Source organism: Candidatus Paceibacterota bacterium, from assembly GCA_041660505.1.
Classification (GTDB): Bacteria; Patescibacteriota; Minisyncoccia; order Phycocordibacterales; family JACRKE01; genus JBAZWG01.
In genome coordinates this window covers 447,588-467,887 of record JBAZWG010000001.1, presented here as the reverse complement: position 1 = coordinate 467,887, position 20,300 = coordinate 447,588, and the positions used below count along the sequence as shown (strand labels likewise).

19 protein-coding genes are annotated in these 20,300 nt (G+C 47.2%); 6 read left to right on the top strand and 13 right to left on the bottom strand.

Going from position 1 to position 20,300, the window contains the following annotated elements; all coding sequences use genetic code 11:
- Positions 1–5: 5 nt before the first annotated feature.
- The 3 genes from WC764_02470 to WC764_02460 all read left to right on the top strand — a co-directional run bounded on the left by WC764_02470 (position 6) and on the right by WC764_02460 (position 1,416).
- Positions 6–539, top strand: coding sequence for a YebC/PmpR family DNA-binding transcriptional regulator (locus WC764_02470; GenBank protein ID MFA6006569.1), 534 nt, complete (start codon positions 6–8; stop codon positions 537–539).
- Between the two features lie 2 nt (positions 540–541).
- Positions 542–1,015, top strand: coding sequence for a crossover junction endodeoxyribonuclease RuvC (locus tag WC764_02465; GenBank protein ID MFA6006568.1), 474 nt, complete (start codon positions 542–544; stop codon positions 1,013–1,015).
- A 149-nt stretch (positions 1,016–1,164) separates the two neighbouring features.
- Positions 1,165–1,416, top strand: coding sequence for a hypothetical protein (locus WC764_02460; GenBank protein ID MFA6006567.1), 252 nt, complete (start codon positions 1,165–1,167; stop codon positions 1,414–1,416).
- A gap of 42 nt (positions 1,417–1,458) precedes the next feature.
- Here WC764_02460 and tyrS read toward each other — a convergent pair whose 3' ends face one another.
- On the bottom strand, positions 1,459–2,604 hold the full coding sequence (gene tyrS / locus WC764_02455) for a tyrosine--tRNA ligase (GenBank protein MFA6006566.1): 1,146 nt from the start codon (positions 2,602–2,604) through the stop codon (positions 1,459–1,461).
- Between the two features lie 55 nt (positions 2,605–2,659).
- On the opposite strand from tyrS, the gene WC764_02450 reads away from it, so the two are divergent.
- Complete coding sequence (locus WC764_02450; protein MFA6006565.1) at positions 2,660–5,179, top strand: transglycosylase domain-containing protein; 2,520 nt, start codon at positions 2,660–2,662, stop codon at positions 5,177–5,179.
- Between the two features lie 44 nt (positions 5,180–5,223).
- Here the strand turns inward: WC764_02450 and WC764_02445 are convergent, their stop codons facing one another.
- The 3 genes from WC764_02445 to dnaA form a co-directional block, all read right to left on the bottom strand.
- Entirely contained in the window at positions 5,224–5,484 is a 261-nt protein-coding gene (locus WC764_02445) for a hypothetical protein (protein ID MFA6006564.1), read from the bottom strand.
- Between the two features lie 11 nt (positions 5,485–5,495).
- A complete protein-coding gene (gene dnaN, locus WC764_02440) occupies positions 5,496–6,605 on the bottom strand; it encodes a DNA polymerase III subunit beta (protein ID MFA6006563.1) in 1,110 nt (369 codons plus the stop codon).
- Positions 6,606–6,850: 245 nt separating this feature from the next.
- Positions 6,851–8,221, bottom strand: coding sequence for a chromosomal replication initiator protein DnaA (dnaA, locus tag WC764_02435; GenBank protein ID MFA6006562.1), 1,371 nt, complete (start codon positions 8,219–8,221; stop codon positions 6,851–6,853).
- Between the two features lie 115 nt (positions 8,222–8,336).
- On the opposite strand from dnaA, the gene rpmH reads away from it, so the two are divergent.
- Both rpmH and WC764_02425 read left to right on the top strand, forming a co-directional pair.
- Positions 8,337–8,471, top strand: coding sequence for a 50S ribosomal protein L34 (gene rpmH, locus WC764_02430; protein ID MFA6006561.1), 135 nt, complete (start codon positions 8,337–8,339; stop codon positions 8,469–8,471).
- A gap of 439 nt (positions 8,472–8,910) precedes the next feature.
- Entirely contained in the window at positions 8,911–9,633 is a 723-nt protein-coding gene (locus WC764_02425; protein ID MFA6006560.1) for a YidC/Oxa1 family membrane protein insertase, read from the top strand.
- Positions 9,634–9,682: 49 nt separating this feature from the next.
- Here WC764_02425 and WC764_02420 read toward each other — a convergent pair whose 3' ends face one another.
- The 9 genes from WC764_02420 to WC764_02380 all read right to left on the bottom strand — a co-directional run bounded on the left by WC764_02420 (position 9,683) and on the right by WC764_02380 (position 20,297).
- Entirely contained in the window at positions 9,683–11,002 is a 1,320-nt protein-coding gene (locus WC764_02420) for a hypothetical protein (GenBank protein ID MFA6006559.1), read from the bottom strand.
- A gap of 3 nt (positions 11,003–11,005) precedes the next feature.
- A complete protein-coding gene (locus WC764_02415; protein MFA6006558.1) occupies positions 11,006–11,872 on the bottom strand; it encodes a pilin in 867 nt (288 codons plus the stop codon).
- A 59-nt stretch (positions 11,873–11,931) separates the two neighbouring features.
- The gene (locus WC764_02410; GenBank protein ID MFA6006557.1) at positions 11,932–12,879 is read right to left on the bottom strand and encodes a hypothetical protein; all 948 of its coding nucleotides are present in this window, start codon (positions 12,877–12,879) and stop codon (positions 11,932–11,934) included.
- Positions 12,880–12,976: 97 nt separating this feature from the next.
- Complete coding sequence (locus WC764_02405) at positions 12,977–14,803, bottom strand: DUF87 domain-containing protein (GenBank protein MFA6006556.1); 1,827 nt, start codon at positions 14,801–14,803, stop codon at positions 12,977–12,979.
- A 77-nt stretch (positions 14,804–14,880) separates the two neighbouring features.
- Positions 14,881–15,543 carry a hypothetical protein gene (locus tag WC764_02400; protein MFA6006555.1) on the bottom strand — a complete coding sequence of 221 codons (663 nt, stop codon included), beginning with the start codon at positions 15,541–15,543 and terminating at the stop codon, positions 14,881–14,883.
- Positions 15,544–15,592: 49 nt separating this feature from the next.
- Complete coding sequence (locus WC764_02395) at positions 15,593–16,018, bottom strand: PrgI family protein (protein ID MFA6006554.1); 426 nt, start codon at positions 16,016–16,018, stop codon at positions 15,593–15,595.
- Between the two features lie 60 nt (positions 16,019–16,078).
- Positions 16,079–17,119, bottom strand: a complete 1,041-nt coding sequence (locus tag WC764_02390; GenBank protein MFA6006553.1) for a Fic family protein — start codon at positions 17,117–17,119, stop codon at positions 16,079–16,081.
- A 159-nt stretch (positions 17,120–17,278) separates the two neighbouring features.
- Positions 17,279–17,932: a hypothetical protein gene (locus WC764_02385; GenBank protein ID MFA6006552.1), complete on the bottom strand. Its 654-nt coding sequence runs from the start codon at positions 17,930–17,932 to the stop codon at positions 17,279–17,281.
- Complete coding sequence (locus tag WC764_02380; GenBank protein MFA6006551.1) at positions 17,916–20,297, bottom strand: hypothetical protein; 2,382 nt, start codon at positions 20,295–20,297, stop codon at positions 17,916–17,918. Before WC764_02380 ends, WC764_02385 begins: the two co-directional genes overlap by 17 nt.
- Between the last annotated feature and the right edge of the window lie 3 nt (positions 20,298–20,300).

Below are 20,300 nucleotides of genomic sequence, written 5' to 3'. Positions count from 1 at the left end.
TAAAAATGAGCGGTCATAACAAATGGTCTAAGATAAAGCATAAGAAGGGTGCGGAAGATGCAAAGAAGAGTAAATTGTATTCTGTGCTGGTGCGCCAGATAACAATGGAGGTCAAGCAGGCCAATGGCGATGCCAACTCGCCAAGAGTAAGAACGTTGATTGATAAGGCCCGTGCCGCCAATATGCCCAACGAAAATATCGAGCGCGCCATCAAGAAAGCGCAAGGCGCGGGGGCCGAAAATTATACTGAAATACTTTTCGAGGGTTACGGCCCAGGCGGAGTTGCCCTCATGATAGAAGGCATTACCGACAGCAAGAATCGCGCTAATGCCGAGATCAAGCACGCGATGGAAACCTTCGGCGGTAGCCTCGGTACACCCGGCTCGGCCTCTTGGGCATTTATGAAAGGCCCCGAGGGCTGGCTCGCCAACTCCCCACTCCCCATAAATGATGCCGATGCCGAAAAACTCGGTGAGCTCATCGACGCATTAGAGGAACTTGAGGATGTAAAGACTGTCTACCACGGCGCGTTAGAGTAAACATGAAAGTTATTGCCATCGACCCAGGATACGAACGAATGGGTATCGCTGTTGTCGAGCATAAAAAAGGCACTTCTGACACTTTGCTTTATTCTGCCTGTGTTCGCACTTCGCCCAAACTTGAATTCAGCGAACGTCTTTTTAATTTGGGCGAAGAATTTTGGTTACAGATACGTAAATGGAAGCCGGAGGTCTTCGCTGTCGAGAAATTATATTTCGAAAATAATCAGAAGACCGCGATGAACGTGGCGGAAGTAAAAGGCATGCTCGCCTATATTGCCATGTCGGAAAAGTTGCGAGTTGCAGAATTTACACCGCTCCAAATAAAAGTTGCGGTAACCGGATACGGCAGAGCAACCAAGGCAGACATATTTAAAATGATTCCTAAGCTTATCGACATAAAAAAAGAAATAGAACTCGATGATGAGTACGATGCAATAGCAATCGCGCTCACATGTTTGGCAACAAAACGGTAGCACACAAGACTGCCTTCTGCTGAATCCCAGAAGGCAGTCTTGTGTGCTTGTCCACAGTTGCAAATTTGCGCACGATTTGTTACAAACATGCTGTCGCCTCAACGGCGACCCGCCGATGAGGCGGGTAAAAAATAAAAGTAAATTTTAATATGGCGAAAAAGAAACAGGACGACGATGTAAAAGATGAGGATAAAGAGGAAGAAGATTCCGAAGAAACGAAGAGTAAAAGTGGAGAGGAGGCGGCGATTGATTCCGACGTCCTCGAGGCCAGCCTTGATGAGACGGCCGCGCACGATTTGGACGCAGACGTCGAAGAGCTCGATGCTCTCGGCTTTCACACTGTCGATGATGACGAAGAAGACCCGGAAGAAGAGGCTCCGGACTTTGAAGATATGAACTAGACTACGCCTTTCGGCAGTTTAAATATTTAAATACTGAAATATTTAAACGAGAATCTTCAGATAACGCAACTTGCCGATTTTAACTGTGATCGGTTCGCTTATTTTATAGAATGGGTCGTGGAGCTTTTCGCCGTTTATCTGCACTCCGCCTTCTTTAACAAGCCTCGTGAATTCGCCTTTCGAGGCGACGAGCTTATGTTTTAATATTATTTCTGAAAGCGCGTCGCCCTTCTCGGCTGTAACTTCAGTGATATCTGTGGGTAATTCTTTGTTCTGAATAGTCGCGGCAAAGTACTCTCTGCCCTCCTTGGCTCCCGTCTCTCCGTGATAAATCTTCGTAATCGCGCCAGCCAAAGCCAGTTTCGCCTCAAGCGGATTACCTTCTGTTATTTTTTTGTATTCATCAGCCGGCACGCGTGTGCAGATTTCAAAAGCCGTTTCCATCATTGTGTCGGGCCAACTCATAACCTTGCCAAACATACTTTCTGGTGAGTCTTCCATGGTCACCATATTACCTTCCGACTTGCCCATCTTCTTCCCGGTTGGATCTGTCAGAAGCTTAACACTCATCACAAACTTTTCTTTGCCCTGTTTGGACATGAGAGTTCTGCCGGCGAGCATATTAAATGTTTGGTCGTTCCCGCCAACTTCAGCATCAACCCGGAGCGCTTCCGAATCGTATCCTTGCATTGCCGGATAGAAAAACTCGTGCAAATAAATCGGTTGTTTGTTTTCGAGTCGCTTCTCGAACATATCTCGTTCGAGCATTTGTTGAACAGTAAAATTTGCCGCAAGCTCCAACACATCTGCAAAATTCATTTTTCCCAGCCACTCACTATTGAATCTTATCTCTGTTTTGTCGACATCGATGATCTTGCCGGCTTGCGCGACATAGTTTTTGCAGTTCGCAAGCACTTCTTCTTTTGTTAATTTTTTTCGTGCTGCGGTTTTGTCGCTCGGATCTCCGATCATCGCCGTGAAATCCCCAATGAGTAAGATAATCTGGTGTCCCAAATCCTGCAGTTCGCGCAGTTTCAGAAGCACCACGCCATGACCAATGTGTAGCGTCGGCCCGGTCGGGTCGATACCCAGATAAATACGGAGCTTGTCACCGCCCGCCAGTTTTTTTTCTAAAAGCTCGCGACTCGGATATATATTTTGTACCGCACGCGTTAGTGCTGTTTTCATATGAATATACTCTATCACAATATCCCCTTTTTTTGAATTATGGTAAAATAGAACAATGCAACATCATAAAAGACGCCGTGTGATAATCTACATAAAAAGGCTCGTTCTGCTTTGTTTGGCCCTATTTTTCATTGTTTTCGGCGTTGGCATCATCTGGTTTGCCAATCTCCAGCTCCCTGACTTTAAGTCATTTGACTCGCGCAAAGTTGTTCAGTCAACAAAGATATTCGACCGCACCGGTACGGTTGTTTTATATGATGTTCATAATCAGATTCGCCGTACCGTGGTCCCCTTCTCATCAGTCTCTCTTAATATAAAGAATGCGACATTGGCCATAGAGGACGATTCCTTCTACACCCATGCCGGCATAAGGCCTTTATCTATTTTACGTTCGGTTTATAAAGACATCGTTTCCGGGTCGGCCAAGCAAGGCGGATCTACTATTACCCAGCAAGTTATTAAGAACACTCTTCTCACCAGCGATAAAAATATCACCCGCAAGATAAAAGAAATAGTCTTGGCGCTTAAGATGGAGCAAGTGATGAGTAAAGATGATATCTTTGGTTTATATCTTAATGAAGTTCCGTACGGCGGTACGGTCTATGGTGTAGAAGAAGCGAGCCTTGGATTCTTCGGTAAACACGCCTCGGACGTGGACCTGGCAGAGGCCGCCTATCTCGCTTCTCTGCCCCAGGCACCAACTTATTACTCGCCGCTGGGCAATAATCGTTCCGCTCTGGACTCTCGCAAGAATTTTGTCTTGGATAGAATGCTCGCTTTGCATTATATTACAAAAGATGAACACTCTGCCGCGAAAGCAGAGAATGTCACCTTCCGACCTATATCAGACGGCACCATCAAGGCGCCGCACTTCGTAATGTATGTGAAGTTGCAACTTGAAGCGAAATACGGAAAGGACTTGGTCGAGAATGGCGGATTGCGAGTTACCACGACGCTTGACTGGACGATGCAACAGAATGCCGAACAGGTCATAAAGGATCGTTCGCCGGAAATTCTGCAGAAATTCAACGCACAGAATATCGGCACCGTCGGCGTCGACCCCAAAACAGGACAAGTTCTGCTTATGGTCGGTTCTCGCGACTACTTCAATACCGCAGATGAAGGCAATTTCAATACTACTATCGCTCATCGCCAACCGGGGTCTTCTTTCAAACCCTTCGTTTACGCCACGGCATTTAATAAGGGCTACACGCCGGAAACAGAGGTATTTAATGTCGAGACACAATTTTCGACTGCTTGTGACTCATTAGGCAAGCCCGTCGGAAATTCAAAACCGAGCGATTGTTATATGCCGGGGAATTACGATAAAAAGTATGACGGCCCAATGTCATTTAGGAGCGCCCTAGCCGAGTCTGTAAACGTCGTTGCGGTAAAAGCGTTATATCTCGCCGGCATAACAGACTCTATAACCACGGCTACAAATATGGGTATAAAAGGCCTAGCCGACAAAGAGCGTTATGGACTCACGCTCGTGCTTGGTGGCGGTGAAGTCTCGCTTCTGGATCTAGTAGAATCGTATGGAGGATTTGCAAATGATGGTGTACGTTACCCCGAGACGACCATCCTGAAGGTTGAAGATTCTAAGGGTAATGTTATAGACGAATGGCGGCCCGATTCGAGCAGAGTCCTGCCGGAGAACACAGCGAGACTAATCAACGATGTTCTGTCTGATAATGCTGCCCGCGCGCCGGCCTTCGGTACCAACTCGGCTCTTTATATCCCCTCTCGCCCTGTGGCAGTCAAAACAGGAACCACCAATGATTATCGTGATGTCTGGATTACAGGCTACACGCCGAATTTCGCACTTGGCTTCTGGGCGGGCAACAACGACAATACTCCGCTCGAGAAAAAAGTTGCCGGTTTTATCATTGCTCCGATCTGGAACGACCTTATGAATAAAATATTACCTGGTCTGCCAGTAGAGAAATTCATCCAGCCAGAGCCAACACCACAAGATATTAAGCCGGTACTACGAGGTATGTGGCAAGGGAATAAAGAATATATAATCGACCGCACGACCGGCTTGCTAGCCACTGGCGCGACACCGGAGAGTCAGCGAATTCATAAAGTTGTGACTGATGCTCACGATATCCTTCACTGGGTTAACAAAGACGACCCGCGCGGCTCTGTACCATCAAATCCAGCCAGTGATCCGCAATATAATCTTTGGGAGATACCGGCGCAAAAATGGCTTGCCGAAAACGGTGTCGTTAATCAGACAGACGCAATCATCCCGACAGCCTACGATAACATCCACACAACCAATGCGGCACCTACTGTAAGTATATCTTCGCCCGCACCAACTATTAATTATCCAAAAGAAAGCGCGGTAACAGTCTCGTTCATTGCGCGTAGTCAATACCCCATCAATCAAGCGGCCTTCTTCCTTGGAGATATCTACTTGGGACTTTCGGATTCGGCACCGTTCAATTTTAAATTCACACCAAATTCTTTGGGTCCAAATTTCACACCTGGAGTGTACCAGCTTAAGGTTGTAGCTTATGACACCGTTCAGAACAAAGGCGAAGCTACCGTATCGATAAACATCCAGTAATCTCAGAAGACCGCCTTCTGGGGTTCGCAGAAGGCGGTCTTCTGTTATAAAATTTTTTCGATTTTCTTACCCGTAAGCAAAGCGAGATTGCTTAATATCTTCTCTTGATTCAAGAGTATCTGATTCTTAACAACCGGCGAGACGCGCATCTGCGCCACACCCCTTATTATCTTGATAGAGCCCATTGGTATCTCTACCCCGGCAAAACGTTCACAGAGAGCGATTAGAGCCTCCCGCACCTCTTTATCCGGCGTTGTAAGCTTATCATACTTACTGACTAAATTCCGGATACCTTGGAGTGCCATAGTGGCCTAAATTATCTATTGATCGGCATGACGAGATAGAGGAAGGTATTGTCGCCGATACCGCGGATGACGAGTGGTTTGGATGGCCCGCTTCCCGTTATAACAATACTGTCTTCTTTTATTGACTGGAAGGAATCCAGAATATATTTAGCATTAAAGTTTGCTTGTAAATCATCACCTTCCAATGTGGCATCGAGTTGGCTAACACTCTCTCCTACATCGCCGTTCTTAGCTGTCACCTCACAGAGCCGTTCGACCGGCATTATCTTCATTGCAATAACATTGAATTTGTCGGTAAACAACGTCGCCATCTTAAGTGCTGAGAGCAGATCTTTCTTCATTATGCAGGCCTCGGTCTTTTTCTCCTTCGGCACTATCTGACGATAATTCGGGAACACTCCGGCAGTAAGTCGAGAAGTTATATGTAATCCATAAACCTCGGAAACGAACGAGACTTGATTTTTAGTATACAAAACAGTGACATGATCAGTAATTCCTTCGAATATTCTGATGAGTTCGACGGCATTACGATACGGAATTATTATCGAGAGATCATCCCCACCTTCGCCTTTCTTCTCTATGTGCTTTTCCGCCAGACGAAAAGAATCAGTCGCAACGAAAATAAATTCACCGCCTTCGGAGTATACATGGACGGAAGAGATTTCCGGTTTCATATCAGAAAGTGAGGCAGCGTACCAAACAGAACGCAAACCTAGAACGAGTTTTTGTGAAGTAATCGTAAATTCGGAACCATCTGTGACACGCGGTATTGTCGGGAAGTCGTCTGCCGGAAAACATTTCACTAAGGTGGAGCTCTTTTTTGTAGAAATAACGATGTTATCGTTTACCGTCTCGAGTTTTATTTTATCATCGCCATCAAGCAAGCTAAGTACGTTATTTAACAAAGAGCCGGATATCGCCACCTTACCTTCTTCTTCTACCTTGACCGGTAATTCGAGTTCTATCCCCAGATCAAGATTGGTTGCTCTAATGTGCAGCTTGCTCCCTTTCGCTTCTATAAGTATCGACGCGAGTATCGGTAATGATAAGTTCTTACCTGTCAGCCTCTCTGCTTGGGTTACCGCATTCCGTAATTTATCTTTTATGCACTCGATCTTCATATATCTTATATATAAGTTTATTATTACTATTAGCGTTGGGGATAAGTGGATATCTCTGTTTTATTGTAGTCCGACAATGCTTTTTCTTGAATTCTACTCTGGATAAACGGCGGAGTCTATTTTAATAATATCGACAGCTCGGTGCGGGGTGGAACAGTGGTGTGTGTAACTCAATTGTTTTAGACAGGCTGTACTCTCGTTATATCACCAGTTTCCACACTTTATCAACATGGTTATACCCAAAATCACACAGGTCTGTACTCTTTATATAATATTGTCTTTATCTGCTCCATCTCCTGACCGAGAAGCTGGTCTATTTTCAGATCGCGCTTGATCTTCTCGTAGGCATGGATGACGGTAGTGTGGTCGCGACCACCCATCTTCTGGCCGATATATGGGTATGAGGTATTAAAGTCCTCTCGCAGGATGTACATAATGATCTGCCTCGGCTTCACTATCTCTTTACGCCTTGATTTCTCGTATAGTATCTTCTCTTCTATATTATAGAACTCTGCGACGACCCTGATAACGTCTTTAAGTGAGATGGTTTTCTGCGGTTTGAGGTTGTTTTTGATCAGATTCTTCGCCTCCTGGACGGAAAGGGCGCGATTCTTCACCTGTGATTGGACGACAATAAGGTTCAGGGCGCCCTCCAGCTCGCGAACACTGTCTTGGATGGATGTCGCCAGATATTCCAGCACGTCTTCCGGCGGCATAATGTGCGAACCCTTCGCCTTCGTTCTTAATATCTCGAGGCGCGTCTCATATTCCGGCTGGGAGATATCAACCATCATCCCCCCTTCGAAGCGGGTGCGCAGGCGTTCCTCTAAGCCGATAATGGCGCGCGGCGGTTTATCAGAGGAGAAGATTATCTGCTTATTGTTGTCGTGATAGCTGTTGAAGAGATGGAAGAGCTCTTCCTCCGTTTTGTCTTTGCCGGAGATGAACTGGATATCGTCTATTATAAGCAGGTCATACTTGCGATATTTCTCTTTAAAAAGGTGGATCTTGTTGTTTCTTATTGAGTCGACAAGGTCGGTCGCCCACCTTTCAGAGGTTATGTAAAAAATTTTCTTATTAGCATCGTTCTTCTTGAGTTGATTGCCGATAGCTTGTATCAAGTGGGTCTTGCCGAGACCCGTTCCGCCGTAAATAAACAGCGGGTTGTACGTCGTGCCGAGATTTTTGAGCACACTCTGAGAGGCGGCAACAGCCAGCTCGTTGAAAGGCCCGATAACCAGCGTCTCGAAGGTATATTTAGGATTAAGATTATCCTCTTTGCTCACGTACAGCTCGGGGAAATGCATCTGGTCGCTGTAGAGCGCCTCATCTTGGATCATCAGCTTCTGCGGACGCTGCTTATCCTCGTCTTTTTGGATAACGAAATCGACAGATCTTACCGATTGATGTTTATCACGCAGAGCTTTTAGAATACATTTATGATATTTCGTCAGCATCCATTCTTTTACAAACTCGTTCGGGACGCTTACGTTGACGACACCGTCGTCGTAGTGGCAGATGTGGGTATTTTTAAACCAAGTTGTAAAATTTGCCTTCGAAATAATCAGTTCTATCTCGAGGAGCGCCTCATCCCATAATTTTTTCGTGTCTGGCATAAGGTTTTGAATTTCTAATTTCGAATTTTTACTTTCGAATTAGACTGATATTGTACTCTTTAAAAATTTTTCCGTAACTATACAAGTTGGCGGTTGGTATGTTATACTCACGCACATGTCAAAGACCTACCAACCAAAGAAGAAAAAGCGAGCAACGACTCACGGTTATCTCGTGCGCTCGGCGAGCAAGGCCGGCAGGAATACGCTGAAGCGCCGTCGCCAGAAAGGCAGAAAGCGGGTTGCACTGTAAAAGGTTCAACCTTAAGCATCCAACCGTGCCTGCCGGCAGGCAGGAAGGTTGAACCTTGTCCATGCTCCCAAAATCCAAGCGCCTTAGCCGTGTCGATTTCGCCACCTTGCCCGTGCGGAGCGCTCTCGTTCACGGTAATTTATTTTCGCTCAATGTTTTTCCGCACACAAGACTGCCTTCTGCCGGGCCCCATAAGGCAGTCTTGTGTGCTCCCTCAAAGTTTGCAGTTGTTATTTCGGCGAAAACGATAAAGCGCTCTGTAGATAGGCATCTGATAAAACGCCGAGCAATGGAGGCTATACACAAGACCGCCTTGTGTGCTTCGGGTTTTTACTGTATTTTCTACGCCAAATCCCCCGCCTGCACCGCATCGTTCGCAGAAATCCAGGCGGATATCACCGCTTTGTTACGTAACGCCCGCGTGCTACAATAACCAGATATGTTTGGAGCCATCTATAGTGCCCTTGTTTATAACCCTATCTATAACCTGCTTATCGCCCTCACGGCCATTGTGCCGGGCGGAGACGTTGGCGTTGCGGTTATCTTGCTCACTATAATCACTAAGCTTGTTCTCTATCCCCTTTCGCAGAAGGCGGTCCTAGCTCAAAAGGCCATGCGCGAGATCGAGCCTCACGTGCAGAAGGTGCGCAAAGAGATAAAAGATCCGCAAGAGCAGTTTAAACAGCTCCAGGCATTATATAAAGAGCACAATGTTAATCCGTTCTCGAGCTTCTTCTTGCTTTTCATTCAGATTCCGATTCTTATCGGTTTATTTTCGGTTGTGCAGGATATAAAAGTCGTTCAAGCAAGCTTGTATTCTTTCACACCGATACCGCAAACGCTTGGCACGATGTTTCTTGGCATAATGGACGTGACAAAGCCATATATACTCTTAACAATACTCGTCGTTATTACGCAGTTCATCTTGGCCCAACTCATGGCGCCGTTGCCGGTAAAGAAAGAACCGGGCAAAGAGCTGTCGTTCAGCGAAGAATTCACCCGCAGTATGGGCACGCAGACGAAATATATTCTGCCGCTATTTATCGGCTTCATAAGTCTTAAGTTCGCTTCGGCGATATCTCTGTATTGGATAACCAATAACGTTTTCTCTATAGGCCAAGAGCTATACGCCAAGCGTATGGGCGGTAAGGTTCAACCTTGAGCATCCAACCGTGCCTGCCGGCAGGCAGGAAGGTTGAACCTTACCGACTTTAAAGCGGAACGGTCCAAACCGTCGTATCGCTCTTGTTGACCCAAAATAGGTTCAACTCCTTCTCGTCTGTAAATAGTTTAATCATATCCTGCGCGTTGGCTCGATTGTCAGCAACCGGGACAATCTGCGTGGTCTCCCCCGTCTTAACATTCACTCTCCATAATGCATCGCTAAAGCTCGTTGCCCCAATGTACCAATCGTCAGGATATGTACCGGAGCTAAAATATGCTGGCGCCGCGCAATAAACAACAGAAGTCGTCTTCTTGCTCCAGAGGCATTTCTCGGGGTAGGTGCGCAACGGGAAGTTGGTGATAGTGCCGAGCTTTACATCATACAGTCGCGAGATGAAGCCTGTGCCTGATGATTCTGTATATAATACGGTCGAGCCGTCCGGTGACATGCTCGCCGTCAGGCCGAGGACGTTCTTGAGGAGAAGAGTCTTTTGTTTGTTCGAGACATTGACGCTGTACATATAACCCGGGAGGTTGGATGCCGGTCTGGTGGTGAATGTAACGGTGTTGGTCGTGGGCCAATCCGGTGCCCACTCTGTAAGTTTGGAGGAGAAGACGGTGGTTAAAGACTTGGCCAGTTTGCTTTTATCACCCGGCACAATGACGGCCAATGCGCCGTCGGACGATTCATTAAAATAGAGATAAGATAATTTGTCGGGTGAAGCGACGGCTCGGTGCACGGTCGCAGGCAGGAGTGTGCCGTCCAAGTTGCCGACAACGGTGCTCAAGTTCTGCTCGCCAAGGAGTGCGGTGTCGGCCGCTTGTGTGCTTGTGGCCGGCAGTGCCTTCTTAATGTCCGCAAAGGCGGTATTAAGCTGATTGAACTTGCCGGAAAGGGATTGGAAGACCAAGAACTTGCCGTCCTTGCCGAAGATGGCATTAAAGATCTTCGGAATAGTAGTGTCGGTGACTCTGGAAGACACCTTCTCCGTAATGGGCTGATCCTGCACATGACCTGTCTCGCGCTCTACATATCGTACGACGACAGCTCCCCTGCTATCGGTGAAGGCTGTTGCTCCGGCGACCGGTACGTTCACGACTTGGCGCACAGCACCCAGTGTTTGGTTGTTGGATGTGCCGCCGAAATTGGAGTTAGGAGTTAGGAGTTGGGAGTTAGAAGATGTGGAAGTATTACCTGCACCTACACTACCGGCCACTGTCCCCGATGTGGGGAAACCGCTTGTGGAGGAGCTAGGAGTTGGGAGTTGGGAGTTGGGGGAACTCTTGGAAGTGAAATAAAGATAACCAAAGACCCCGCCGAGGACCAAGAAGAGTATGAAGATGATAATAGAAAGTTTGCGTGACATAGATTATTTGCTTAAGATCCAATCATGGGAGGCGGAATCGTAGGTAAATGTTTCCCAACTGGTGTACCCGCTCATTACGCGAGAAGTCTCCCCGTCTTGAGGAGTTGTGTTATTTCCGCTAATAAGAGGGCTATCCTGTACATGAATTATTCCGCTATTGTCTTGGTAAGTGTTAAGAGACGAGCCCCTAAAATTTTCAAGCCGCATAAGTTTTGTTCTATACGTGCCCTCGATTGTTGGATCATTTGCAACATTAGTATATCTAGACGGACCAGCATTGGCGGGGATAAGAGCGTTCGGATTAACCACGGTCGTCTGCGATTGAGGCGATGACTCTGGTGTTGGAGTCTGACTTGTTGTTTGAGATGGCTGCGCACTATTTGGCGTGAAAGTTTCACCAGTGGCTGGGTTAACTATTGGACTATTGCCTCCAGAACTTGTGGCCCCCCCGCTGGTTATCGGCTGGATTTCTAGTTGGAAGTTTACAAGGGCGGGGTTTATGGTTTGTAAAATCAGGTAGCCGGTCAGAGCCAAGACTAGGCCGGTGATGGCGTCCCAGATTCTTTTGTGAGCTGATGAGCGAGCGGCTTCGTTACCGCTTATGCCCGATGACACATATTCTATCCCGCCGATTATAAGTATAGTGACAGCAATAAGTCCGGCTAAGCCGACGGCAATGCGGAAGGCAGCTTTGAGATAATCAGCGAGATTATTATAACTACCGGCTTGATTGGCCGGGCCAATGCCTCCGAACGGTTCTGCAAGCGGAGAAAGCAATTTATAACTGCTCTGCGCACTGGCTACAACCGGCAAAGCGAGTATTGCAAAAGCGGCGAGGTGGGGCAGATAATTTTGAATTTTGAATTTCATGGTATCTCTTTTTTTTAAAAACTACCTGCCTGCCGGCAGGCACGGCAAACTAAAAACTGTTAGAATCTCATCTGTTTAGCGCCGAAGTTAATGGTTATCGGTAACTGTAATGACTGTCTCGTGTTCCCTCCCCCGTCTATATTATAGACAAGTGCCGCCGTACCCGATTTGCCGGTTGGCTCGCGCAGGGTTATTAGGCTCGGATTGGTGCGATCGGTATTCGTCACCTCCCCATTCACCATCCAGACAGGCGCCGGGGTGCTTGATATTCTGGGGTAGAAGTACGGCTCCCCGCGCAGAGTGACCTCCTCGGTAAAGAGGTTGAAGACGCGCGTGATAGCCGTCTCGAACTTGGTGCCCATCAGCGAATCTTCTTCATAGATAGCCAGGCGCGGAGCGAGTACCGGTATGGCGATGGTGTTCTCGGCGACAAGCTGGCCGGAGATGTCCGTCGCTTTTACCGATATTGTTTCGTTGGAGAAATTGCTCAAATTATTTATATCGAGATAATACTTGCCGTATCCCGAGGCGCTCTCCAGCTTGTTGCCGTTCCTAGACCATTCGTACACTATATTGGCGCTGTCTATCCGCTTGCCGGCCGGGTTTATAAAGTCCGGTTCCGCCATAATCGTTATATTGCTGCCGGCTGTTGGCAAGGCTCGCCCGATATAATACGGCGGTACGGAGGTATGCGCTTGCCAGAGCAGGTCTATGCCGGCCGGGGAGAACGACAAGTCTTTTGCGAATGTCGCCCCTTCCGGCGTGTGAGCGGTTATGCGGATAGTCGTCTTACTCCCGGCCGAGCCAACTTTGACCGAGACGGTGCGCAATCCTATCCCCTGCGTAAATGTTGAGCCATTCGCGCTCCAGACAATGGTTGAACGGTTAAGGTCGGTCGCATAGCTTGTGACCTTAATGTTTACCGCGCTATTTGGTGCCGGATTAACAGGGCTCACATCGGCAATCATCGTGCCGGAGAAGTCTGTATCGGTGTAGGCGCTTGTCAAAAATGGCAAAAATAAAAAAGCAAAAATCAAAGAGTAAAATTTTAGGGTAAAATTTGAAATTTTAAAACTTTGCACTGTCATTTTGATCTTTGATATTTTAACTTTGATTTTGAGAACCTTGCGCTTCCTTTAGTTCCATCTTCGCTTTTTTAATGGCCAAGAGCTGTGACGGGTCAGAAGTAATGATCTGATTCTCTGTATAAGAAGAGATGACCTTGATGGCGACGTGCTTCATGCCGGCGAAGAATATTCCCTCTCCCACAGCCGACTCGAGGAGCAGAAACTTCTCTTCTTCTGTCAGATTAAATGTCTTCTGCACGATATCAATCGAGGCCGGCGACTGCTTCATAAGGAGTTGGATGGACGAGTTCGTAATAATCGGCAAACCATAAGGCGACTTGAGGAAGTCCTCGACGTCTTGAGTGATGGTGGCCAGGCCGAGGAAGTACTTGCGGCACCTTTTGGCGAGGCCGAAGAGGAAGGAGGCGGTGTCCGGCGACTTCATCATCCACCATGCTTCATCAATGACAAGCAAGCGCTTCTTCAGGTCTTTGCGCACCGAATTCCAGATGTAGTTCATGACGATATGCATAGCTACCGGCTTGAGCTCATCCTCCATATCGCGCACCGAGAAGACGACGAACTTTTTATTGATGTCCACGTTCGTCGGCCTATTTATAAAGCCGGCCCATGTGCCCTGCGTATACTTGAGCAACCTCTGGGCGAGCGACGCTCCCCCTTCCATTCCGGCCAAAACTAATTCTAGATCGGAAAGTAGTGGCGGCTCGAGATTATTAAAGTTCTTGTCTTGGGTAATGTCTTTAAGCGCGTAAGTCTCGGTAATAGCGTTGTCTATAATAGAGTCTTCTTCCGGAGTTAAACCGCCCAACATTATTCTGAACAGGCCGACAAGCGTGATGATATGCGAGCGCAACACGTCCCCGGGTGACTCGTCCTCGCCGATCGGCGGGAGGTCGAAGGGGTTAATATGGTGTTCGGATGTGAGTGAAATATTAAAGTAGCGCCCGCCGACAGCCTCGGCCAAGAACTCATACTCTCTCTCTGGGTCTATCACTATTACTTCTGTATCGAACATGAGGGTACGCAATATCTCGAGTTTGGTCATATAAGACTTGCCCGCGCCGGCCTTGGCGAAGACAACCGAGTTGTAGTTCTCTAGGCTGAAGCGGTCAAACAAGACTAACGAAGAGTTGTGTTTATTGATGCCATAAAGAATGCCTTTGTCAGAAGTGAGGTCGAAGGAGATGAACGGAAATATCGACGAAAGCGGTTCCGAATTTAATTTGGAATTGATTTTGAGCTCGTCGTCGGCGAAGGGCATAACACTGCGGAAGCCCTCTTCTTGCTGGAACAAGGCCGGCTTGAGGTAGATAAGCTTAGACTCTAGTATAGACTTAACTTCCGACTCGACATGATTAAGCTCCTCCTCGGTGTCGCCATACAGAGTAACGTACAAACCGACGTCGAAGAGCTTTTCCTGCGACTGCTGGAGCTGGTCGCGGAGCTTCTCGATGTCTTGGTAAGCGGTGTCGAGGACCGGGTCGCGCACCATCCCCTTCTCGGCTCGGCCTTGAATCTGGCTCTGCACTTCTGCTACCTTCTTTTGTAATGTACGCAAGACGTTTTGCGTGTCGATAGGGTGAATGTGAATGGCGATATCAAACATCTTGTCGAGGTTGATTATCGGCGAGAACCAAGAGTCGGTTAGGAATCTGGGATAAGACATGACGAAGAGAGTGCGCCCTATCTTCTCGCCGAGATTAATCTCCTTCGGTGAGATCTTAAGCGCTGAAGGTGCAACAATATCGCGCAAGTCGAGGACACCTGCCTCATAAATCTCGTGCGGGACGACCGGCGCTATCTCTATTTGGGGCTTTTTGTTTTTGTTATCGAATGGCCACATGTTTTTAAATGGGAGTTAGGAGCTAGGAGATAGTAGTTAGGGGAATTCCCCAACTCCCAACTCCTAACTTCCAACTCCTATGTCTGCAAAGCAGACGTTATCGGCTTCTCGACCTCTCCCGGATTAAAGAGCTTGTAATACAGCTCGATGAGCTCCTCGGTGCCTAAGGGGAAGGTCTTGACCCCGCAACGGATAAGGCCGGTCTCGGCGATGGAGACGCGCTGTTCGAGCTGGGTCTTGTTCTCTTCGAAGGTCATCAAGTCCTTCTCCGTCTTCTCTTTCGCGGTAGCCTTACCAAAGAGCCCACCAAGCATGCCGGCCGGCCCTTCTGTAACAATGTTCGAGGCCGGCGTGTACGGCACGACGACGAAGAATGTCTTGGTCATGATAGAAACCGTCTCGGTGAAGTTCTTAATGAAGCCGATGTACTCTTTAATCTGCACCTTAAGCAGGTCATTGGTATTTTGCGCCAAACGCTCTTCCAAAGATGCGATATAAGGGCGGATGTCGAGCCGGCGCGATTGGATAAAGAATTGGCAAGTAAAATCGAGCGAATTCAAGAAGTTTTGGAATTGCATCGTGATAGCTTGCTGTTCATCGGACGACTTGAGGGCGAAGTTAAGAGACGATGCCATGAGCACCATGCGCAGTCCCCCATCTTTAAGTATAGCAATACCATCGCGCACCTCCTTGATAGGTACGAAGTCTTGGGCTGCTTGGGAATTTGAATTAGTTGCCATGTCTATATATATTGTATCGTTATTTCGTCTTTTCCCCAACTCCTATCTCCTATCTCCTATCTCCTACTTTTGGTTTCTGTATCTCCCTGACATCAAGCGACCACGCCAAGTCTTTAAGCTTGTTCTGCGAGAGCGTCGGCACTATCATCCCGCGCGTGGCGGACTTCTCTTCTATTACTTTGGTCTGAATCGCTTTGTCTTTATGCTTCCAGAGGTAGAGCTTGCCGGAGAAGAAGTACTTCACATACGACTCGGCGATATAGACGAACGGCCGGCCGTTGATTTTTGCAAAAGCCAGTGCCAGTGCCAGTACAGCGATAGGCCCGCCGGTGAAGGCCGCTATGTATATTCCCCAGAATTTGAATGGGATGTATAAAGCCGCGACCGCCCCCAGCATGTAGATAAATTGCTTGAAGGTAAAAGGGCCGAAAACCTTGTCCTCGATCTCGATAAATTGCGGAACCTGAAACTGCATAATGTAATCATTATACCACTAACACGGGCTTATTTCCCGAAGACTTATACACAAAAGCCGTTAATCATTCACGAGATAATTGCGAGCGGCAAAGTCATATTGGGCAACGAAGATATCTCTAAATGAGATGAGTGAATTGAGCTCATAAAACACAAGCGTTGCTTCTCGATATTGTTCTTCTGAAACACTGCGATACGACAAGGGTGCCAGTTCGTGTGCCAACAAAACCGAGTTAGTCATAAGGCGAGCCGTTCGTTTATTGCCGTCTTCAAACGGTTGTATATAGCTGATACCGAGCAGTATGGCGAGGGCCTTTGCGTACCCGCCTGACAGTTTATCTACTGTTGCGAGTAATACGTCGACCGCCTCCTTGATTTGATATTCATTATCCAGCGGACGATACTTAGAACCGGTTACGCCGACAGGCTTTCTCCGGAGATTGTGGGTAACACCCATGCCGGCAACGAGCAATTTGTGCACATCTTCAATCTGCGCCAGTGTAATTCTACGTTGATGCTTATTGTGGGCGAGAATGTAGTCAAAAGCTTTTTTGTGATTCAGAATCATCTGTGCTTCTGTGTGGTCGTGTCCGGGCGCCTCCTTAGATTCGATTATCAGTTTCTCGGTATCCAGCAAGGTGTAAGTGTTCCCTTCTATTTTTGAAGACTTCCATGAAAGTTCAATAATGAAACGCTCAAGTTCCTTTTGGTGGAGTGTGGGAGAGATATCTTTAATTTTGCTACGATAGTATTTTGTCGCGTCCGTCATCGCGGCCATTTGAGAATCGGAAAACGGATTAAAGTTGAGCGCCGGCAGAATATTAAAATCAAACGCTCCCCTGCCTATGCGCGTATCCGGATCAATCAAGCAGTACGAATGAGCATCTACCTGCTCGGTAAGCTTACCGTACACCGTAAGCGTATAGGTAACAGCACGACCGCGACCCTCTTCTTTTAGTACTCCTTTCGCCACAAGTAGGCGTAAGTCGCGTCGAACAGTAACGAGCGATACATCATCTCCTTGTGAGATAATATTTTGATGTATCTGCGAACTAGAAGCTTGTCCTTTTGCCCGCAGGAATTGAATTATTTTGGATGTCATTATCCTATCTTTTTATGCCTATAATCCTATCAAATTGATAGGATTTGTCAAAGTATTTGAGAGGATTACCGAGTCAGCGTAGGTCATTTTCTATATTATTAGCCATAAAATTCAACAATTTGCTTAAAGTATACTATATACTGTGTACTATGTACTTTTCTACCCCGTCGCTTCCCGATAAGGGTCTGCCGGCGCTTCGTCTTTATTCGTTATATTCACTTTACTCATCTTTTTCTCAAGTATTGACTGTGGTTGGCCAGTCTGTGCCGGCTTGTTTATTGGTACTACGTTCCCCTGCTGTTCCTCCGTCTGCATCGCCTTTTGCATCTCTTGTGCAAGTGCATCATCTGTATTTTTTCCGGATTCCGCATCAAGGCCTATTCGTGAATCATGAATCGTGAATCGCGATTCATCCGACTCCGCTCTCCGGCCGGAGAGCGGAGTCGGAATGGGATTCTCGAGCTGATGTAATAAATCCTCGCGCGAGAGATGCACTTCCTCGACATTGGCCTTCCCCGCCTCGCCCTGCATCTTGCGCAAAGACTCCTGCACCGGCTTGAAAATTTGCTCATTGACGTCTTGGGCAAGTGTGGCGGCTTTATAGTCGTCAATCTTCAATAAACTTACGATATTTTGTTTAAAACTGCTCGCGGGGATTTGCCCATCCAGTACCCAGTTCACCGCATCGCTTAAAAACCCGGTCTGATCAAAATGCAGATTATTTTTCTCCCCAATCTTAATAATCTTACTTGTTGTTTCAAGTGATATTGACGCTACTTCATCCATTGAATTGTCGTTAGACGGGTCTTCCATAACGATCTGTTAAGCCACTTCCCCCCTGTGGTGGGTTTGTTGATAAATTCTGAATTTTGCGCCAATGTTTGTCGGTATTTATGTACTGTTTAACCTCCTCATTCCCCGTGCTACGTCCTATCTCTTTGGCGATAGCTTCTTTTGTTTCCTCCGAAATATCGTTGTTAAGAGCAATGGCGTCAAGTTGGTTTTGCTTAAGGTTCGTCGCGACTTGCGATTTACTCAAGGTTTCGTCACCAAGCCCAGTAACGTCTGAGCGCTTCAGTCCTTTGACCAGCGAACTTATCAGAGTTGAATCTGGATTCTCTGCTCCAAGTGCTTTTTTTAGGTGACCTGAAGTCTCTTTGGATTTGATACCCTTGACCGCGTCGCCGATCTTTTTTATATCGTCGGCGTCCATCTTTGTTTTAACATCATTAATTTTCAGTTGGGTGGCTCGATAGTATGCGCCCGCGTCTTTATACTTGTCATCCACTTGCTCGCCTTTACCCATTTTTGATTTAATGTCCGCAACATTTTTCTTTTCGTCTCCTGTTAATGCACCGCTCATTATTCGATCTTTGATTTTCCCTACTTCAGTTGCGTCGTCCACACCTGCGGTCATTATTTTCTCCGTTAAATCGTTATCGTACCTGTTTTCAATGACAGCCTTGTCACCGGTCGAGAGTTGGTTATAGACTTCCTCATGTTCGGTTCCGGAGAACTTTGAAACGTAGTCCGCGACTCCTTTCTCGCGAGCCGGTTTGTTTGTCTCTCCCCGATTCGTTTCCTTAATTATGTTGATATTATTCTTTGCTTGCTCCGCTTTCTTTTTTCTATTTGCGGCAATTATAGCAGCCATACCACCTGCGGCTACGGCCGTACCTAGGCCGCCTCCGCCCGTTACTGCTCCCGCTGCCTGATTTAACAAGTTGCCGACACCCGGTATATTTCTGGGATCGTATGTGTTCGCCCCTAAACCTTGCAAGGCGTTTGAAACACCCGGCTTGCTCGCCAAATTGCCGACCCTTCGTGCTATAGGGTTCGAACTATTTGCCCAGTTAGCCATACGCTTGGGATCTCCCAGGAACGAACCTGCTGAACCAAGAATTCCTTGACCACCTAAGGCAATTCCCCCCAGGGCCGCCCCTGCTGCATAGGTGAACGCCTTCTTTCCGTAGTCTACCAGCACCCCTCCTACCTCGCCAGAAAATTTCTTGGCTTTGTCTAGGCCTATCGTCAATAAACCAATAATGATTATGTAATTAATATACCCAGCAATGGCGATTGGGGAACCGGCGCTTTCTGCTACGACAAATTTCGCTCCGTCAGTAAGGTATATAAGTTGAGCAACAAAATAAACAATAAATAAATAAAAGGGTGCAAAGAGCATTTGTCCCGTAAGGGTACCGAGCCACTCCTTTTCATACTGTGCCCATTGCGGAACAATGTATCCGGCAACTGCGAACGGCGAGAACATTAATACAAACGCGAATGCCATCATGCGGCCGATGAACATAAGTGCTCCCATAAGAAAGAATCGCGCAAGGAAAATGTACAATATAATAATAAAAATATTGCGATAGAGTTCTTGAGTCAGATCAGATTCTTTTTTCTCGTCAACAATCGCCTTTTCTGCGATATTAAGACCGTTGATAATAGTATTCGATATACTTCGCGTATTGTCGACTGTTATTTTATTGTAAAACTCGAGAGCAAGAATATTGGAAGCATCGATCCCGATTTTTGTCACAAACATACTGAAGTTAACAAAAAGAGCTGCGAGAATTAAGGACGTAATCATTTTTTTTGCGTCAACACCGTTTATCTGCAAGATTGTGCCTATCGCAATGTATAGCATAATGAAGATAAAGAGCATGTTCATTATGTCCCGTATAATCTTCCAGCCAATACTGATTGCTTTGATCTGATTAAAATCTGTTGCAAAGTTCATCAGGACAGCCTTATCAAGCATCGATGCACCAGTGATCATCGCCCAGGAGGCAAATCCGCGAATCATACTAACAAGCGCACCAACTACCCGAGTCGTTAAAAATCCTGGGTCCCCGTCAATCGCCCCCGAAACAGCTTCCGTGGTAGCAAGTGTAGCCGCCGAGCTTAAGGCACCACTGGCGGCTCCCAAAACTCCTCCCACTATTGCTCCAGGTACTCCAAACCACGCACCTGCAGCCGCACCAGAGATGGCACCTGTGGCGACAGAACCTGCAGCTCCGGCGCGGCCAGCCCAACGCACTCCTGCGGCAGCTGTTGATGCGCTCGGTGCAGAATCCCCATCGACGGCAAGTGCCTGTTTAATCGGTATAAATAAAATAGCAACCAATATCGCCGAACCGATTATTTTTCTGTATCTCTCAAAGAATTTCATTGT

What these genes read in the sequence shown, in the direction of transcription:
- WC764_02380 (MFA6006551.1), bottom strand. Translation starts at nt 20,297, where the DNA reads ATGAAATTCTTTGAGAGATACAGAAAAATAATCGGTTCGGCGATATTG.
- WC764_02470 (MFA6006569.1), top strand. Translation starts at nt 6, where the DNA reads ATGAGCGGTCATAACAAATGGTCTAAGATAAAGCATAAGAAGGGTGCG.
- WC764_02420 (MFA6006559.1), bottom strand. Translation starts at nt 11,002, where the DNA reads ATGTCACGCAAACTTTCTATTATCATCTTCATACTCTTCTTGGTCCTC.
- WC764_02390 (MFA6006553.1), bottom strand. Translation starts at nt 17,119, where the DNA reads ATGACATCCAAAATAATTCAATTCCTGCGGGCAAAAGGACAAGCTTCT.
- WC764_02395 (MFA6006554.1), bottom strand. Translation starts at nt 16,018, where the DNA reads ATGCAGTTTCAGGTTCCGCAATTTATCGAGATCGAGGACAAGGTTTTC.
- dnaA (MFA6006562.1), bottom strand. Translation starts at nt 8,221, where the DNA reads ATGCCAGACACGAAAAAATTATGGGATGAGGCGCTCCTCGAGATAGAA.
- WC764_02465 (MFA6006568.1), top strand. Translation starts at nt 542, where the DNA reads ATGAAAGTTATTGCCATCGACCCAGGATACGAACGAATGGGTATCGCT.
- tyrS (MFA6006566.1), bottom strand. Translation starts at nt 2,604, where the DNA reads ATGAAAACAGCACTAACGCGTGCGGTACAAAATATATATCCGAGTCGC.
- WC764_02445 (MFA6006564.1), bottom strand. Translation starts at nt 5,484, where the DNA reads ATGGCACTCCAAGGTATCCGGAATTTAGTCAGTAAGTATGATAAGCTT.
- WC764_02400 (MFA6006555.1), bottom strand. Translation starts at nt 15,543, where the DNA reads ATGGCAACTAATTCAAATTCCCAAGCAGCCCAAGACTTCGTACCTATC.
- WC764_02425 (MFA6006560.1), top strand. Translation starts at nt 8,911, where the DNA reads ATGTTTGGAGCCATCTATAGTGCCCTTGTTTATAACCCTATCTATAAC.
- WC764_02450 (MFA6006565.1), top strand. Translation starts at nt 2,660, where the DNA reads ATGCAACATCATAAAAGACGCCGTGTGATAATCTACATAAAAAGGCTC.
- WC764_02385 (MFA6006552.1), bottom strand. Translation starts at nt 17,932, where the DNA reads ATGGAAGACCCGTCTAACGACAATTCAATGGATGAAGTAGCGTCAATA.
- dnaN (MFA6006563.1), bottom strand. Translation starts at nt 6,605, where the DNA reads ATGAAGATCGAGTGCATAAAAGATAAATTACGGAATGCGGTAACCCAA.
- WC764_02405 (MFA6006556.1), bottom strand. Translation starts at nt 14,803, where the DNA reads ATGTGGCCATTCGATAACAAAAACAAAAAGCCCCAAATAGAGATAGCG.
- WC764_02460 (MFA6006567.1), top strand. Translation starts at nt 1,165, where the DNA reads ATGGCGAAAAAGAAACAGGACGACGATGTAAAAGATGAGGATAAAGAG.
- WC764_02415 (MFA6006558.1), bottom strand. Translation starts at nt 11,872, where the DNA reads ATGAAATTCAAAATTCAAAATTATCTGCCCCACCTCGCCGCTTTTGCA.
- rpmH (MFA6006561.1), top strand. Translation starts at nt 8,337, where the DNA reads ATGTCAAAGACCTACCAACCAAAGAAGAAAAAGCGAGCAACGACTCAC.